15 protein-coding genes are annotated in these 17,332 nt (G+C 43.2%); all 15 read right to left on the bottom strand.

The window, feature by feature from the left end:
• Positions 1–69: 69 nt before the first annotated feature.
• Positions 70–981 (bottom strand): UDP-3-O-acyl-N-acetylglucosamine deacetylase, encoded by a 912-nt coding sequence (gene lpxC / locus AABI99_RS11825; RefSeq protein WP_338366011.1) that lies wholly within the window; start codon positions 979–981, stop codon positions 70–72.
• A gap of 106 nt (positions 982–1,087) precedes the next feature.
• On the bottom strand, positions 1,088–2,335 hold the full coding sequence (gene ftsZ / locus AABI99_RS11820; protein ID WP_338366010.1) for a cell division protein FtsZ: 1,248 nt from the start codon (positions 2,333–2,335) through the stop codon (positions 1,088–1,090).
• A gap of 23 nt (positions 2,336–2,358) precedes the next feature.
• Positions 2,359–3,591: a cell division protein FtsA gene (gene ftsA, locus AABI99_RS11815; protein ID WP_004589420.1), complete on the bottom strand. Its 1,233-nt coding sequence runs from the start codon at positions 3,589–3,591 to the stop codon at positions 2,359–2,361.
• Complete coding sequence (locus tag AABI99_RS11810) at positions 3,588–4,373, bottom strand: cell division protein FtsQ/DivIB (protein WP_338366009.1); 786 nt, start codon at positions 4,371–4,373, stop codon at positions 3,588–3,590. The genes ftsA and AABI99_RS11810 overlap by 4 nt, the downstream gene beginning before the upstream one ends.
• Position 4,374: 1 nt before the next feature.
• Complete coding sequence (locus AABI99_RS11805) at positions 4,375–5,295, bottom strand: D-alanine--D-alanine ligase (protein WP_338366008.1); 921 nt, start codon at positions 5,293–5,295, stop codon at positions 4,375–4,377.
• A complete protein-coding gene (gene murC, locus AABI99_RS11800; RefSeq protein WP_338366007.1) occupies positions 5,292–6,743 on the bottom strand; it encodes a UDP-N-acetylmuramate--L-alanine ligase in 1,452 nt (483 codons plus the stop codon). Before murC ends, AABI99_RS11805 begins: the two co-directional genes overlap by 4 nt.
• Complete coding sequence (murG, locus tag AABI99_RS11795) at positions 6,744–7,820, bottom strand: undecaprenyldiphospho-muramoylpentapeptide beta-N-acetylglucosaminyltransferase (RefSeq protein ID WP_338366004.1); 1,077 nt, start codon at positions 7,818–7,820, stop codon at positions 6,744–6,746.
• Complete coding sequence (gene ftsW, locus AABI99_RS11790) at positions 7,817–8,992, bottom strand: cell division protein FtsW (protein ID WP_338366002.1); 1,176 nt, start codon at positions 8,990–8,992, stop codon at positions 7,817–7,819. Before ftsW ends, murG begins: the two co-directional genes overlap by 4 nt.
• Entirely contained in the window at positions 8,989–10,323 is a 1,335-nt protein-coding gene (murD, locus tag AABI99_RS11785; RefSeq protein WP_338366000.1) for a UDP-N-acetylmuramoyl-L-alanine--D-glutamate ligase, read from the bottom strand. Before murD ends, ftsW begins: the two co-directional genes overlap by 4 nt.
• A complete protein-coding gene (gene mraY / locus AABI99_RS11780) occupies positions 10,324–11,406 on the bottom strand; it encodes a phospho-N-acetylmuramoyl-pentapeptide-transferase (protein WP_338365997.1) in 1,083 nt (360 codons plus the stop codon).
• A complete protein-coding gene (gene murF / locus AABI99_RS11775; protein ID WP_338365995.1) occupies positions 11,406–12,788 on the bottom strand; it encodes a UDP-N-acetylmuramoyl-tripeptide--D-alanyl-D-alanine ligase in 1,383 nt (460 codons plus the stop codon). The genes mraY and murF overlap by 1 nt, the downstream gene beginning before the upstream one ends.
• The gene (murE, locus tag AABI99_RS11770; RefSeq protein ID WP_338365993.1) at positions 12,785–14,263 is read right to left on the bottom strand and encodes a UDP-N-acetylmuramoyl-L-alanyl-D-glutamate--2,6-diaminopimelate ligase; all 1,479 of its coding nucleotides are present in this window, start codon (positions 14,261–14,263) and stop codon (positions 12,785–12,787) included. Before murE ends, murF begins: the two co-directional genes overlap by 4 nt.
• Positions 14,256–16,073 carry a penicillin-binding transpeptidase domain-containing protein gene (locus AABI99_RS11765; RefSeq protein WP_338365991.1) on the bottom strand — a complete coding sequence of 606 codons (1,818 nt, stop codon included), beginning with the start codon at positions 16,071–16,073 and terminating at the stop codon, positions 14,256–14,258. The genes murE and AABI99_RS11765 overlap by 8 nt, the downstream gene beginning before the upstream one ends.
• Positions 16,070–16,396 (bottom strand): cell division protein FtsL, encoded by a 327-nt coding sequence (gene ftsL / locus AABI99_RS11760; RefSeq protein WP_338365989.1) that lies wholly within the window; start codon positions 16,394–16,396, stop codon positions 16,070–16,072. The genes AABI99_RS11765 and ftsL overlap by 4 nt, the downstream gene beginning before the upstream one ends.
• Positions 16,393–17,331, bottom strand: a complete 939-nt coding sequence (gene rsmH, locus AABI99_RS11755; RefSeq protein WP_338365986.1) for a 16S rRNA (cytosine(1402)-N(4))-methyltransferase RsmH — start codon at positions 17,329–17,331, stop codon at positions 16,393–16,395. The genes ftsL and rsmH overlap by 4 nt, the downstream gene beginning before the upstream one ends.
• Position 17,332 lies beyond the last annotated feature (1 nt).

The following is a 17,332-nucleotide window of genomic DNA, read 5'->3' as shown; positions in this document are numbered from 1 at the left end:
AAAAAAATGACGCTGTTAGCGTCATTTTTTATAACTGTTTGTGAGCGCGTATTTTTTAAAAATACTAAATTAGGCAGTCGCTAATTCAAGGCCGGGTGCAGGCATCGTAACAGGCGTTTCAAATGTTGCCCACTCCCATGCTGACTCAGTTGCCATAATTTTGCGAAGTAACTTGTTATTTAAATCGTGACCTGATTTATAAGCCGTTACTTTACCTAGCAGGTTATGACCTGTCATAAACATGTCGCCCACACAGTCTAATATTTTGTGTTTTACAAATTCATCGCTGTAGCGCAAACCATTTGGATTTAGTACTTTAAAGTCATCAAGTACTACTGCGCTATCCATGCTGCCACCTAGTGCTAGGTTATTTGCATGCATGTATTCAATGTCTTTCATAAAGCCAAATGTACGTGCGCGGCTAATTTCTTCAGTAAAGCTTTGTGCCGTAATGTCTAAACCAACACGTTGGCGGCTTTCGTTAATGGCCGGGTGATCAAAGGCAATTTCAAAGTCGATATGAAAACCATCATACGGTTCAACTTCGGCCCATTTATCGCCTTCTTCAATACGTAATTTTTCTTTTATACGAATAAAGCGCTTAGCAACATTTTGCTCTTCAATGCCGCCTTTTTGTAACAAGTAAATAAACGGTAATGCACTACCATCCATTATTGGCACTTCTGAGCTGTCTAACTCAACAATTAGATTATCAATACCCATTGCAGCAACTGCTGCAATTAAGTGCTCAGTCGTAGATAAGCGAACGCCATCTTTGTTAATTAAACAGGTACACAGCTGCGTATCACCAACGGCTTCAGGTGTTGTTTCAAAATCAACAACCGGATCAAGGTCGACACGACGAAATACAATCCCAGTATTTGCGCTCGCAGGTCGGAGAGTTATTGTGACCTTCTCACCTTTATGAAGTCCAATTCCTATGGCTTTGACTACTTGTGCAATCGTACGCTGTTTAATCATAGGTTCGCTCACTTTTAAATCAGTTACAGTTAGACGGCGGAGTTTAACATAAATCCTTTTGCCTTTCAATATTTGTACATATTTCAAACAAAAGCATTAGTAAATGTTAATCAGCCTGCTTACGTAAAAAAGCCGGAATATCAAAATAATCTCCGCCTTCTGATTTATCCGCTTTTTTACCATTTTGCGCTGACGAACTTGCCGTATTGCTTGAGCTTGTAGATGGCGCTTGTTCTTTGCTTTCTACTTGCGTGCTTGGCGCAGTTTCTTCAGTGCTTGTGCCTTGGCTTGCAAAGCTTGGTACGTACATGCTGCTAGATTGCTTTGATGAGCTTGCTACATCAGAGCCTGATGCCTTTTTAAAGCCGTTATCAACAATACCAAACTGCGGACGACGATCGCCGCCTAAACCCGTAGCAACCACGGTCACACGTAGCTCGTCGCTCATTTCTGGGTCAATAACCGCACCAACCACCACAGTTGCATTTTCAGATGCAAGCGCCTTAACGTGGTTACCTACAATTTCAAATTCTTCAATCGCAATGTCCATACCCGCGGTAATGTTGACCAAAATACCTTTAGCACCGGTTAAATCCACGTCTTCTAGTAATGGACTTGAAATAGCCGCTTCTGCAGCTTCTTGCGCGCGATCAGGGCCTGATGCAGAGGCTGTACCCATCATCGCAGTGCCCATAGCTGACATTACGGTACGTACGTCGGCGAAATCCACGTTAATTAAACCAGAGCGTGTAATTAGCTCAGCGATACCTTGGACTGCACCAAACAAAACATCGTTTGCTTTCGCGAAGGCATCTAATAGAGTAGTCCCTTTACCTAAAACTTTAAGCAATTTATTGTTCGGAATTGTAATAAGCGAGTCTACAGTTTCTGACAATTCGTTAATGCCCTGCTCAGCCGCCGCAGCGCGTTTTTTGCCTTCAAAGTCAAAAGGGCGCGTTACAACTGCAACCGTTAAAATACCTAATTCTTTAGCAATTTTAGCAACCACAGGAGCTGCACCAGTGCCTGTACCACCGCCCATACCAGCAGCAATAAATACCATATCAGCGCCTTCAAGACTGGCACGAATGGTTTCAGCATCTTCTTCAGCCGACTCACGGCCCACTTCTGGGTTTGCACCAGCACCTAACCCTGAGGTTATTTGCGTGCCTAGTTGTACGGTAATATCGGCAGCGGAATTACGTAATGCTTGCGCATCCGTATTTGCGGCTATAAAGCGCACGCCTTCTATTTGTTGTTTTACCATGTGCTCAACAGCGTTTCCGCCGCCACCGCCCACGCCAATAACCTTAATTACAGCTTCTTCGCTGTGTTGTTCCATCATATCAAACATGTTTACTCTCCGACTTGAGTACTTTAAAACTCACCTTGGAACCATTTAGTAATGCGGTTCCACCAATTATTATTATCCTCTGCTTTCGACTTTTGTGCATTCATCGATTGCATAGTGCGCCCGTATTGTAACAAACCTACAGCGGTTGCGTACGAAGGATCGTCTACGTAGTCTGTCAAACCAACTATCCCGATTGGTTTGCCTATTCTTACTGGCATTTGGAAAATGTCTTCAGCCACTTCCATTGCGCCAGTCATTTTAGCAGTCCCGCCCGTAATAACGAGGCCTGCCGCAATTTGGTCTTCTAAGCCTGAGCGACGAATTTCTTCCATCGCTAGTTCAAATAATTCTCTAAAACGAGGCTCTACCACTTCAGATAAAGTATGGCGCGACATTAAACGTGCTGGTCGCCCGCCTACACTGGGTACTTCTATGGTGTCTTCGTTACTGGCCATTTGACTACTTGCACATGCATATTGTACTTTGAGTGACTCAGCATGTGATATAGGTGTACGAAATATTTTTGCAATATCACCGGTCACTTGATTACCCGCCACCGGAATCACCGAAGAATGACGCAATGCACCGTTAATATAAATAGTGATATCCATTGTACCACCACCAATATCAAGTACCGCTACGCCAAGCTCTTTTTCGTCATCAGTTAATACTGAGTAACACGATGCAAGCGCGGTAAATATAAGTTGGTCTACCTCTAGACCACAGCGCTCAACACATTTTTCAATGTTTTTAGCCATGTCGTTTGAGCAGGTTATAATGTGTGCGCGTGCTTCCATACGCACACCGCTCATACCAAGGGGGTTTTTAATGCCCTCTTGCATATCAATGCTGTATTCTTGCGGTAATGCATGCAGCATTTTACGCTCAGCCGAAATAGGTACAGAGCGCGCTATATGAATTACATTTTCAATGTCTTCATCGGTTACTTCGGTATTATTGATAGCAACCACGCCGCTTTCGTTTTGACATTGTATGTGCTTACCAGAAATCCCTAAGTACACTGAGCTAATACGACAATCAGCCATTAGCTCGGCTTCATCTATTGCTCGGCGGATCGACTCAGACACTAAGTTTAAATCGTTAACGCCGCCCTTATCCATACCATGAGATACTTGGCTACCCACACCAACAATGCTGAGCTTGTTATCTGCGGTGATTTCACCTACCGTGGCCACCACTTTTGAGGTGCCAACGTCTAATCCAATCACTAGGTTTCTTTCTGCTGACTTAGTCATGCCTTACTCTTATTTTGTAATTGCTGTTCTTGCACAGGCTTATAGCTGACTGCAAGGCCGGTATCGTAGCGTAAATCTATTGCATCTATTTGTGCATCTACACGCTTTTCCATGCGCGGGTACACATCTATAAACCGCTGTACTCGCTTTGCTTTGTCTTTGCGCCCTAAATTTAAGCGCACACCGTTATCTAACCATAATTGCCACGAAAAACGCTCCGAAAGAGCTAAGCTTTTTAATGTTAACGCATTAACCTTTAGCATTTCGTCAAACTGCTTAAAGGCAATCCACGCTTCTTTTTCGCTGCCTTCGGGGCCGTAAAGTTGCGGTAAATCATTGGCGAGTTTATCGCTGCTTGCTTCAAAAGCATCGCCACTTTGGTTTAGCAATAAATCGCTATTCCAATGGGCTACGGCTTCATGCTCTACAACATACACTTGAATGGTATCGGGCCATTGTTTTCTTACCGACACCGTTGCAACCCAAGGTAACTCTCTAACTAGTTGCTGTACGTGTTTTACATCTAACTCAAAAAAACTGCTTAAATCGGCCTTTTTTATTGCTTTAATTATGGCTTTTTCTTCAGTGTATTTTGGGTGTCCTAGCACCGTTAAGTGCTTTATTTGTGCATCTTTGTTCTCTACTAGCCAATCAGACACACCGGTCGTTATTTGCACAAGGCCAATCACTACCACCAGAAAAAAGCTCACACCAAAAATTAGCGACCAATTAAAGTTAAGTTGCTGTTTTAACTGTTGAGCTTTTTCTAAAAGGGGATGCATTTTAAAGTGTTTGCCCCAAAATGCGAACAACTAATTGCTCAAATGTTGCCCCGTTTGCTTTTGCCGCCATAGGCACCAGCGATTTTTCGGTCATGCCAGGGACTGTATTAACCTCTAATAAGTAAAAATTACCTTGCTCATCTTGCATAGCATCTACACGTCCCCAGCCACTTGCACCTACTAAATCAAACGCCTCTAACGACATTGCCTGTAAGTGCTGTGTATCTTGCGCGGATAAATCGGCTGGGCAATGATACTGCGTTGTGTTTGATTGATACTTTGCTTGGTAATCGTAAAAACCATTTGGCGTTGTCATTTCAATAACTGGCTGTACTTCATCGCCTAACACAGTCACGGTAAATTCACGCCCTGTTATCCATTGCTCCACTAATACTTGGTTATCAAACTTAAAAGCATGTGTAAGCGCATTTTCAAGCTCTTGAGCTGTATTTGCTTGTGCCATGCCTATGCTTGAGCCTTCGTGTGATGGCTTAACCATTACTTTTTTAAATTCATCCATAATGGCTTTTGCATCAAAGCCTTTCTTAGCATCTACAACAGCATAAGGCGCTGTGCTTAGTCCTGCAGATTTAAATAAATGCTTACAACGTACTTTATCCATTGCCAAGGCTGAACCCAATACATTACTACCCGTGTATGGCAAATTCATAAATTCAAGCGCGCCTTGCACTGTACCATCTTCGCCACCACGGCCATGCAAAGCAATAAAGACACGATCTATATTTAACTCTTTTAGCTCCCACAATGAACGATTTTGCGGGTCAAAAGCAATGGCATCAACGCCAGCATTTTGTAGTGCATTAAGCACCGCTTGCCCTGAACGTAGTGACACTTCGCGCTCTGCTGAGTTACCCCCTAGCAGTACTGCTACTTTACCAAATTGCGCGTTTAGCTGCGTCATACTTCACCTTGCTTTAATTTTTCCACCGACATACCTGTTGCCGCCAATGTTTTAACTAATTGCCCTATATTACCAGCGCCTTGCGTTAAAACTAAGTCGTTATTTTGTAAGTTATCTGCCAATACACCAGCAAGCTCTGCGCTTGTGGCTACATGTAGAGGCTCTTTGCCACGCTGGCGTAAGCTGCGGCACAGGCTTTTGCTGTCTGCACCAACAATAGGCTCTTCGCCGGCACTGTATACATCAAGTAATAAAAGTTGATCGACCTCCGCCAACACTTTTACAAAGTCTTCGTATAAATCGCGTGTACGGGTAAACCTATGCGGTTGATAAACCATAACTAAGCGTTTTTCTGGCCAGCCTTCGCGTACAGCGGCTATTGTGGCTGCCACTTCTGATGGGTGATGTCCGTAATCATCCACTAACATGACACTACCGCGCTCATTTTCAAAATTACCGTAGTGCTGAAAGCGGCGCCCGATGCCTTCAAATTGTTGCAACGCTTCTAAAATAGCGTGGTTAGCAATGTTTTGATCTTTAGCCACGGCTATAGCCGCCGTAGCATTAAGCGCATTGTGCTTACCCGGCATATTAAGTGTGGCAGTTAGGCTGTCACCGTTTTTATGTGTCACTGTAAAAGTACAAGTGCTTGCTGATTGGCTAAAATCGCTCATGCGGTAATCGGCATCTTTTGACTCGCCATAAGTAATGACTGGTCGGCCAAAGCGCGGGATTAGCTCACTCGCAACTTCTGAGTCAATACACACAACGGCTAAGCCATAAAATGGCAGGTTATGAATAAAATCCACATAAGTGTCTTTCATTTTTTCAAGACTACCGCCATAGGTTTCCATGTGATCTTCTTCTATATTTGTGATCACCGACACCATAGGTTGTAAATGTAAAAACGATGCATCGCTTTCATCTGCCTCAGCAATTAAAAAGTCGCTCTTGCCTACTTTTGCGTTACTGCCTGCGCTATTTAATAAGCCGCCAATAATAAAAGTAGGATCAAGCCCTGCTTGAGCATAAATGCTGGCAATTAAACTGGTTGTTGTGGTTTTACCATGTGTGCCCGCAATGGCAATGCCATGACGAAAACGCATTAATTCGGCAAGCATTTCTGCACGGCGAACTACCGGTATACGCGCTGCTTTGGCAGCAATAATCTCAGGGTTTGTTTCGTAAATAGCACTTGAAACAACAACTACGTTGGCATCTTTTACGTTGTTTTCGTGATGGCCTATAAATACTTCAGCACCGGCTTTAATTAAGCGTTCGGTCATTGCGCTGTGCGCTATATCTGAGCCAGTAATACGGTAGCCTTCAAAAGCCAGTACTTCAGCAATGCCGCCCATACCCGCACCACCAATACCAATAAAATGGATGGTTTCTATTCGACGCATAGCAGGTCGAGTTTGTTGTTCTTGTATTGACTTGTCTTTCACTTATTTTCTCTTATTTGTTACTTGCTCACAGTGCGAGGCAACGCTTGCTGTGGCATCTAAAATGGCTTGCTGCTTAGCATTGCTGGCCATTTGTTTAATTAATATAGGCTTTGCCAAATACGGGTTTAATAGCTCAGTTATTGAATCTTTATTAAACTGCGGCTGAGGCATTAAAAGCGCGCCATTTGCAGTTACTAAATATTTTGCGTTGGCGGTTTGATGATCGTCTACCGCATGTGGAAACGGCACAAACACAGCCATTTTACCCGCGGCGGCAATTTCACTAACAGTCAGTGCACCAGCACGGCAAATAACAATATCGGCCCACGCGTAGGCAGCGTCCATATCATCTATAAATTCAGCAACTTTTAGCTCTTCATCTGCAATGTTGTTTTTCGCATACGCGCTTTTCACACCCTCAATATGGCCTTTACCTGTTTGGTGCCACACTTTAATTGGCGCTGTTTTAGCAAGTAAATTAAACGCCTCTGGCAGTGTTTGGTTAAGCACTTGTGCGCCTAACGAGCCACCCACCACTAAAATATTTATAGGGCTTGAAACATCACGTTTAGCTACATTAGCAACGCTTGCACGTACTGGGTTACCGACTAATTCGGCTTGCCCTGGTGCAAAGGCGCTTGGAAACGCAGCAAGTACTCTGTTAGCAAATTTTGCCAACCACTTATTGCTCATTCCTGCCACTGCATTTTGCTCATGAATCACCAGTGGTATACCTAAACTTTTAGCGGCAATGCCGGTTGGCCCGGTTACATAGCCGCCCATAGCAAGCACTACATCAGGTTGCTGAGATTTCAATACCTTACGCGCCTGCAATATTGCATTAAGTACCATGAATGGGGCTTTAATAAGACGCTTTAAGCCATTACCGCGTACGCCCTTTACATTTATAAAATCAATCTCAATGTTATGCTTTGGTACAACATCCGCTTCCATTCTGTCTGGCGTGCCTATCCAGCTTACTTGCCAGCCTTGCTCTTTTAAATAATCGGCTACAGCAATACCTGGGAATATATGCCCGCCTGTACCACCGGCCACAACTACTAATTTTTTACTCATCGCTTACCTCCGCGTGAGGTGGCTTGTTTGGTTGCCATTTTAGTTTCAAAATCAACACGCAATAAAATACCGGTGGCAATCGTCATTATTAATAAACTGGAGCCACCATACGAAATAAACGGCAAGGTTAACCCTTTAGTCGGTAGTAACCCCGCACTGGCGCCTACATTAACCATGGTTTGAAACGCAAACCAAATGCCAATAGCAAACGCAAAATAGCCTTCGTATTCTTTGCCACATTTTAAAGCTTGTTGGCCTATTAAAAGCGCCCTAAATACAAACACAGCCAACACACATAAAATACTTGCTACACCTACTAGGCCTAGCTCTTCACCTATAACGGCAAAAATAAAATCATTATGTGCTTCGGGTAAATACTGTAACTTTTGCACGCTGTTACCTAACCCTTGGCCAAACCAGCCACCTTGGCTGTAGGCCATAAGCGACTGCACTAACTGATACCCTTTACCAAAAGGGTCTTCCCAAGGGTCTAAAAAGCCCACCACGCGCGCCATTCTGTATGGCTCTACAATAATCAGTAATACAACAAGCCCTACGCCCGTTAAAATAAGTACAAAAAACTGCCACAGTTTTGCGCCGGCCAAAAATAACAGCCCCACTGTTGTTACAAACATAACCACCACAGTCCCTAAATCTGGCTGTAGCAAAATAAGCAAGGCATACACCGCAAATACAGCAATGGGCTTAGCAAAGCCTTTTATATTTTCTTGTACTTCTTCGCGCTTTCTTACCAAGTAGCCTGCTATGTAACTAAAAAAGAATAATTTCGCGGCTTCGGCCACCTGAAAACCAACAGGTCCAATGGGAATCCATCGCTTAGCACCGTTGACTTCGCGGCCTATTATTAACACCGCAATAAGCAGCACCATACCAAGCAGCAACAAATAAGGGTTTGAGCGTTTCCACCAATCCATAGGCACGCTGGCGGCAATCCAAAATAAAACAAATGCCATCGCTAAAAACATGCTGTGGCGAATGGTAATATGGTATGAATTATCAAACAGCCTTTCGGCTGTAGGCATCGAGGCGCTGGTCACCATGACAAAACCCACCCCTATAAGCATTAACATGCAATAAAGCAGTGGCACATCGTAAAGCTGCGCGGAGGGTTTTGGGGTGAGTGTTTCTTTTAAATCGGCAAAGGCAATCATAACTGCCCTTCCATTACACATTGCACAAAATCATCACCGCGTTGCATGTAGTTGTTGTACATATCAATGCTGGCACAAGCAGGCGCGAGTAATACAATGTCACCGCGCTTACTAAGTACTTTTGCAAGGGACACCGCCTCTTGCATATTATTTACTAAGTGCGATTTACTGGTCAGTGACGCTAATTCTGAAGCATCTTTACCAAAACAAATAAGTGCTTTTACATGGCTTTTTATATACGGTTTTAGTGCACTTAAATCAGCACCTTTAGCATCACCACCGGCTATAACAATAAGATTTTCGCTATCTGAGGCTAAGCTATCTATTGCCGCTATCGTGGCGCCTACATTCGTGGCTTTTGAGTCATTAAAATACTTAACCCCATTTTGCTCATCAACAAACTGACAACGATGCGCTAAACCATTAAATTGGCCAAGCGCCGCGCTGTATTGTGCTTTGCTAATATCAAACGAGCTCAATAATGCCATGACCGCCAGTGTATTTAAGTAATTGTGCTTGCCAATAACAGCCAGTGTATTAACAGGTAAAAATGCTTGCCCCTTTACTATAAAATGCAGCCCATTGTTATGCTCAGCTAGGTGATAGTCACCATGCTCATAACCAAAACTCAATTGTGGCACTGAAGTAGCGCTAATAGGCTTAGTTTGAATATCATCTGCATTAGTTACTAAAAGCTCAGCATGGTTGTAAATGCTTAACTTAGAATCGATATAAGCTTGGTAGCTATCGTAACGATCTAAATGATCCTCAGAGATATTTAAAACAGTGGCGCTAATTGGCTTTAAACTTGAGCTGGTATCAAGCTGAAAACTAGAAAGCTCCAGCACATACACATCAAAATCATCGCTTAATAGGTCAAGTACCGCAGTGCCAATATTGCCACCTAATGCCACTTTGTAACCTGCGGCTTTTAGTACCTCGTAGGCTAAGGTAACAACGGTTGATTTACCGTTAGATCCAGTAACAGCAACAACCGGTTTTGTATTTATACGAGCAAACAACTCTACATCACCAATTACTTCAACGCTTGACTCTATTGCTTGAGCAATTGCAGGAATTTTTAAACTAAGCCCAGGGCTTATGATGATCATGTCGGTTTTACAAAGCGCAGCGCTAGCTAAATCACCAAAATGCGTATTAAGATCAGGAGCATGCTCTTTTAGCCAATCCATACCTGGCGGCGCAACACGACTATCAACCACCTTTGGTGCAAAACCATGAGATAATAAAAAACGCACAATGCCCAGACCGGTTACACCGAGTCCGAGCACTGTTATATGTTTGTTTTTTATCTCGTTTAAATACTGCATTTATCGAATCTTTAATGTCGCAAGGCCAGCAAGTACTAGCACAATTGAAATTATCCAAAAGCGCACAATAACACGTGGCTCTGGCCAACCTTTTAGCTCATAATGATGATGAATCGGCGCCATTCTAAAAATGCGCTGTCCGCGTAGTTTGTATGAGCCAACCTGTAAAATTACCGATAAAGCTTCCATTACAAACACACCACCCATAATAATAAGCAGTAGCTCTTGGCGTACTAAAATAGCAATAATGCCCAGCGCACCGCCAAGTGCCAGCGAGCCTACATCGCCCATAAATACTTGAGCTGGGTAAGTGTTAAACCATAAAAAGCCCAACCCTGCGCCAACAATAGCGGTACACACAACGACTAACTCACTGGCAAGTGGTAAATGTGGAATGTGCAAGTAAGCCGAAAAGTTAATATTACCGGTTAAATAAGCAATGATGGCCAGTGCTGCAGCCACCAAAATAGTCGGCACAATGGCAAGGCCATCTAAACCATCAGTCAGGTTTACCGCGTTTGAAGTACCCACTAATGCAAAGTAAGTAATTACAATGTAAAACAAGCCCAGTTGTGGCAATACATCTTTAAAAAATGGCACCACGAGTGAGGTTTCTGACGCTTGTGTACTCGTTACATACAGTGCAGTTGCAACTACAAGAGCAATAACCGATTGCCAAAAATACTTCCATTTAGCGATTAACCCTTTAGGGTCTTTGCGTATTACCTTACGGTAGTCATCTATAAAGCCCACCAAACCTAGCGAGCCGATTACAAATAACGTTGCCCACACATATTTATTTGATAAATCAGCCCATAATAAAGAGCTGGTAAAAATGGCACCTAAAATAAGTAAGCCTCCCATGGTGGGAGTGCCTTTTTTAGATAAATGAGATTCTGGGCCATCATCACGTACTACTTGGCCAATTTGCATTTTTTGTAATGAACGAATGAGTTTAGGGCCAAAATAAAGCGACAACATTAACGCTGTTAATATGCCTAAAATGGCACGTAAGGTTAAATACGAAAATACATTAAAGCCACTGTAATATTGGGTTAAATACTCTGCCAGCCAAACTAACATTATGATACTCCATTGATGGCTTGTTGCTGGCCATTTACTAAATCGGTTACTAATAATTCCATGCGAGAGCTGCGTGATCCTTTCACCACTAGAGTGGTTTTACTATTTGTATTATTAAGACTGGTTTGAATTTGCTTGAGCATCTCTTCGCGGTTTGAAAAGTGGCGGTTTGGCTTATCAAACACATCACTTGCGTATTTGCTTAATACGCCGAGCGTATATAGCTCATCAATACCTTGCTGTTTGGCGTATTCACCTACTTCTTGATGATAAGTTCTGGCATCTTCACCCAGCTCTCCCATATCCCCCAGTGCTAAAATACGGTGGCCTTTTATATCGCTTAGCAAATCAATGGCTGCTTTTACCGACTTAACATTAGCGTTATAGGTGTCATCAATAACAGTTAGCGAATCGCTCACTTTTATTAAATTTACGCGCCCCTTTACATCATTCATATTCGCCAATGCTGCGGCAATCTCTTCAAGCGATACATCAAACTCGCTGGTTAAAGCCGCGGCAATAAGTGCGTTACTTACGTTGTGCTTACCTGGAAGTGCAAGTTTTACGGGGACTTTTTGATCTTGTGTACACAATAAAAAGCTCGCGCGAGCGTTTTCATCAAGGCTGATATTTTCAGCCCAAATATCAAGCTTTTCAGTGCTAGAAAAACACTTAACAGTGCGCCCTTTTAATTTATCAAGCCAGTATTGGCTAAATTCGCTATCGCAGTTAACAATGGCAACACCATCGTCTTTTAGGCCATCAAAAATCTCACCTTTAGCTTTAGCAACGCCCATGAGGCTACCAAAGCCTTCTAAATGAGCGGCAGCCACATTACAAACTACCGCTACATCGGGTTTTGCCATGGCTGTTGTGTAAGCAATTTCGCCTAAATGATTGGCGCCCAGCTCTATAACAGCAAAGCGGTGCTGTGGCTCTAAACGTAATAATGTAAGCGGCACGCCAATATCGTTATTAAAATTACCTTTTGTGGCAAGCACATCGCCGTGTACCGATAAAATAGTGGCGCACATTTCTTTTACTGTTGTTTTACCCACACTGCCGGTAATGGCAATGGTTTTAGGGTTAACCTGCGCCATAACTGCTGCGCCAATATTACCTAATGCAATACGAGTATCACTAACAACAAACTGCGGTATTTCTACATCAACTTTGTGTTGAACAATAACGCCAATGGCGCCCTTTTGTTTAGCATCAGTAATAAACTTATGGCCATCAAAATTAGGCCCTTTTAACGCTAAAAACACCTCACCTTCGCAAATACTGCGGGTATCGGTATTAATATTTACTACATTTTGATTATCACCTAGATAATCAGTCGCTAGCACATTTGCCAGCCAATCAAAGTCCATTGGGATCATTGAGTTATCCCTCTTACTGCTTTTTTTAGTTGTTCTTTTACATAACTGCGATCGCAAAAGTCGATACGTTGATCGCCTATAATTTGGTAATCTTCGTGGCCTTTGCCGGCAATTAAAATAACGTCATCCGCATTTGCATTTTCTATTGCATAGCGAATGGCTTTTGCTCTGTCTGCCTCTAAATGGGCTTTTTCTGGCTGCGATAAACCCGCTGCCACATCTGCTAAAATAGCATCTGGGTTTTCTGAACGCGGATTATCGCTGGTAACAATCACCTTATCTGCATTTTGCTCTGCCGCTTGTGCCATTAAAGCACGCTTGCCTTTATCTCTGTCGCCGCCACAGCCAAAAACACAGCTAACCCCACCAGGCACATGCTTTTGTAATGCCTGTAAAGCCAATGCAAGTGCATCTGGGGTATGAGCGTAATCAACAACGCACGTAGGTAAATTCACTTCGCTAAACGCTTGCATACGCCCTGCTACGGGGTGCAAATCTGCGCATCCTGCAGCTAATTGCTCAAGCGGGTAACCAAGCCCTAGCAATGTTGCCAGTGCTGCCGTTAAATTATATAAGTTAAACTCACCAAATAGAGGCGATGTTACGCTAATGTCCCCCCAACTTGTGCTCAATTGCGCCGAAATACCATTTTTAGAGTATTCCACATCAGAAAAATAAACATAACGCGCATCTTGCGGCGCTAAATTTTTCCGACCATAACAAATAAGGTTATTAAAACTGTATTTTTCAAGCCATTGCTCTGCTTGCCCATCGTCTTGATTTAGTACCACAAGTTCGGGGTCAAAATCGTGAAACAGCATTAGCTTGGCGTCGCCATAACTTGCCATATCACCATGGTAATCAAGGTGATCACGCGATAAATTAGTAAATACCGCCGCTTTAAATTGGCATTGAGCCACGCGCTGCTGCACTAATCCGTGCGATGAAACCTCCATCGCGACAAGCTTTTTATGCTGCTGCTTTAAGTCATGCAATATGTGCTGCAAATCAACAGCCGAAGGCGTGGTATTAATAAGTGGCGTTAGTGTATCTGGGTGGCCATAGCCTAATGTGCCTATAATGGCCGAATCTGTACTACAAAACTGCGCTAAATGCGCCACCATGGCTGTTGTTGTTGATTTACCATTAGTGCCCGTTACGCCAATTAAATCAAGTGACTGGCTTGGGTTTTCATAAAATTGGCTTGCCAGCTCTGGGAGTTTTTTATCAAGCTCTGTTACTAAATAAAGAGGCTCAAATTCAACGTCAAATTCGCACAGTCTATCGGCAATAATGGCTATAGCACCATTTTCGATTGCTTTGGCAATAAACTGGCTGCCATCAAGTGCATGGCCTTTTATCGCCACAAATACATCACCTGGTGTTACATCACGGCTATCAAGGCGTAAATTTTTAACTAGCTGCGAAGGTGCATCTATGTCGATGTATTTTAAAATAGCCTTTAAATCACGCATCGTTATCTTTACCTTTTACGTACGCCACTTCTTCCTTATCAGGGGCTACGTTTAATATTCTTAATGCGTTAGAGACGATTTCTGCAAATGCAGGGCCTGCGGTGGCACCTCCATAGTACACATCGCCGCCAGGCTCATTGATCATCACTACCACAGCCAAGCGTGGGTTACTTGCCGGCGCTACACCTGCAAAATAACCTACGTATTCATCACCGTAACCACCAGCAACTGCTTTTTTAGATGTACCAGTTTTACCTGCTGCGCGGTAGCCATCTACTTTAACGTTACGCGCTGTACCGTCTTTTTCAAACACGCTTTCCATCATGTGTACAACGGCTTCTACGTCTTTTTGTTTAAAAATACGTTCGCCTTCTGGCACACCATCTTGCTTTAAAATAGTAAGTGGGCGATTAATCCCACCGGCACCTAACATGGTGTAAAAACGGGCCATTTGCGCCGTACTTACCGAAATAGCATAGCCAAACGATAACGTGGCAATTTCAAAATCAGACCAGCGACGGTTTGGATAAAATAAGCCACTGCTTTCACCAACCATACCAGTGCCCGTATCGCTACCAAAACCCACTTTTTGATATAAACCTACCAAGTAGTCTTTAGGCACTTGTTGCGTTACTTTAGCTACACCCATATTTGATGAGTATTTTAAAATTTCGCGTAGCGTCATTTCACCGTGGTTACGGGTATCTTTTACTAAACTTCCGCCTAAACGCATCCAACCTGGGTAGGTATCTATGATGTCGTCGGCTTTAATTGTGCCGTAGTCTAGCCCAGCCAAAATGGCTAGTGGCTTAACGGTTGAACCTGGTTCAAACAAATCGGTAATTGCACGATTACGACGTTTATGAGGTTGTGCGTCGTTTAAGTTATTAGGGTTAAATGATGGGCTATTTACCATAGCCAGTACTTCACCAGTTTTAACATCAACCACCATGGCTGACCCTGAGGTCGCTTTATACGTAAGCACGGCAGATTTAACTGCTTTATAAGCAATCGCTTGAATGCGCTGATCGATACTTAGCTGAATGTTTTCTGGCTCTACACGTTCACGCTCATCAAGTACTTCAACTTCGCGCCCTTGGGCGTCTTTACGAATAGTGCGGCGACCTTCTTCGCCCGTTAAGGCATTTTCGTAAAGCTTTTCAATACCTTCTATGCCTTTTCCATCTATATTTGTAAAACCTATGATGTGCGCTGTTACCTCTCCTGCCGGGTAATACCGTTTAGACTCATCTAATAAATGAATACCAGGTAAACGTAATTGGCTAATGTAGTTGGCAACAGCAGGGGTTACTTGGCGCTTTAAATACACAAATCGACGGGTGGGATCGTTTAATAACCGCGAGTTAATTTTGTTAGGATCAATACGTAATACATCTGCCAGCTCACGCCAGCGTAGATCATTTGCGTAGTATGCTGAAGTTCGTTTATCTAGCTCGGCTACATTTTCAGCCAAGGTTTTATGATCTTCACCGTTTTTACGCGCCTGTTTTATAACTTTAGAAACAAGCGACTTATGCAATGCTTTAGGATCGGCATACACACTAACGACGGGCACACTAACAGCAAGCTCTTTACCTTGACGGTCGAAGATCATTCCGCGTTGTACATGCAGTTTTTCAACGCGTACGGTGCGTTTATCGCTTTCTGAACGGGCTTTATCTGGCTCAATAACTTGTAAATAGGCAGCACGCGACACCAGTGTTACAAACACTAAAAACACCACAGTGCATACCAGCATAAAACGCCATGTGATTAAGTTATTGACCTGCTTTTTGCCGCGATTTCTCATTGTATTATTATTACCTGTTCGTCCTGACTGGTAGGGCGCTTCATTTCAAGCTGTGTGGTAGCCACTTCTTCAATGCGCGCATGCTGCGAATAGAACTCTTCTTCTACAAGTAAATAACGCCACTCTAAATCAAGTTCATCACGCTCTTGTAACAGCGTATCTTGTTTAATTAGCTGCGCACGAGCAGAGTGAGTAACCTGCACGACCGCAATGCTTGAGACGAATATCACAACCAACAAGGCCGAGGTTAGCTTATTAGCTCCTAGGCCTTTTAATATTTCTAAAAATAAATTGGGTTGGCGATTATTCGCTTTAGTGTTCATCCAAGCCTCTGTGCAATCCTAAGTACTGAGCTGCGAGAGCGTGGATTACGCTCAATTTCTTCAGCACTTGGTTTAATAGCTTTACCCACTGCTTTTAACGTCAGGTTTTTATTTATTTGTGCGTCGGTTAAAGGCAGACCTCTGGGTATCGCTTCTCCCTTACTCTGTTTTTTAATAAATTGCTTAACAATTCTATCTTCAAGTGAGTGAAATGAGATAACCACTAATCGCCCACCAGGCTTTAACACTTTTACAGCAGCTTGTAGTGCGGTTTGAATTTCTTCCAGCTCACTATTTATATAAATTCTGATTGCCTGAAATGTGCGTGTAGCTGGGTGCTTAAACTTATCTTTAACAGGCACCGCTTCATCAACTAAATCGGCAAGTTGCTTTGTTGTAGTGATAGGTGTGTGCTCTCTGACTTCTAGCACTTTATGCGCAATTCGTTTACCAAACTTTTCTTCACCGTAGGTTTTAATTACATGGGTAATGTCTTCAAGCTCTGCTTCGGCTAGCCACTGCGCTGCACTACGCCCACTTGTTGGGTCCATACGCATATCAAGTGGGCCATCTTTCATAAAGCTAAAACCACGCTCTGCGTCATCAAGCTGGGGAGAGGACACGCCTATATCGAGTAAAATACCATCTACCTTACCTAATAGATCGTTTTGCTCTGCAACATCGTATAAGTTAGAAAAGCGGGTATGAGCGATAGCAAAGCGCTCATCATCGGCAAATTTTTCAGCCGATTTTATTGCTTGAGGATCTTGATCTATAGCTTGTAAGCGGCCTTGTTCGCCGAGTCGAGCAAGTATTTGACCTGAGTGTCCGCCACGTCCAAAAGTACCATCCATGTATATGCCGTCTGGCTTAATTGCAAGAGCATCGATGGTTTCGTCCATTAATACGGATACGTGTTCAAATTGCGCAGTCATT

The sequence above is a fragment of the uncultured Pseudoalteromonas sp. genome, from assembly GCF_963922945.1.
Classification (GTDB): Bacteria; Pseudomonadota; Gammaproteobacteria; order Enterobacterales; family Alteromonadaceae; genus Pseudoalteromonas.
The sequence above is the reverse complement of the archived record's forward strand: the minus strand, read 5'-3'. Positions and strand labels throughout refer to the sequence as shown.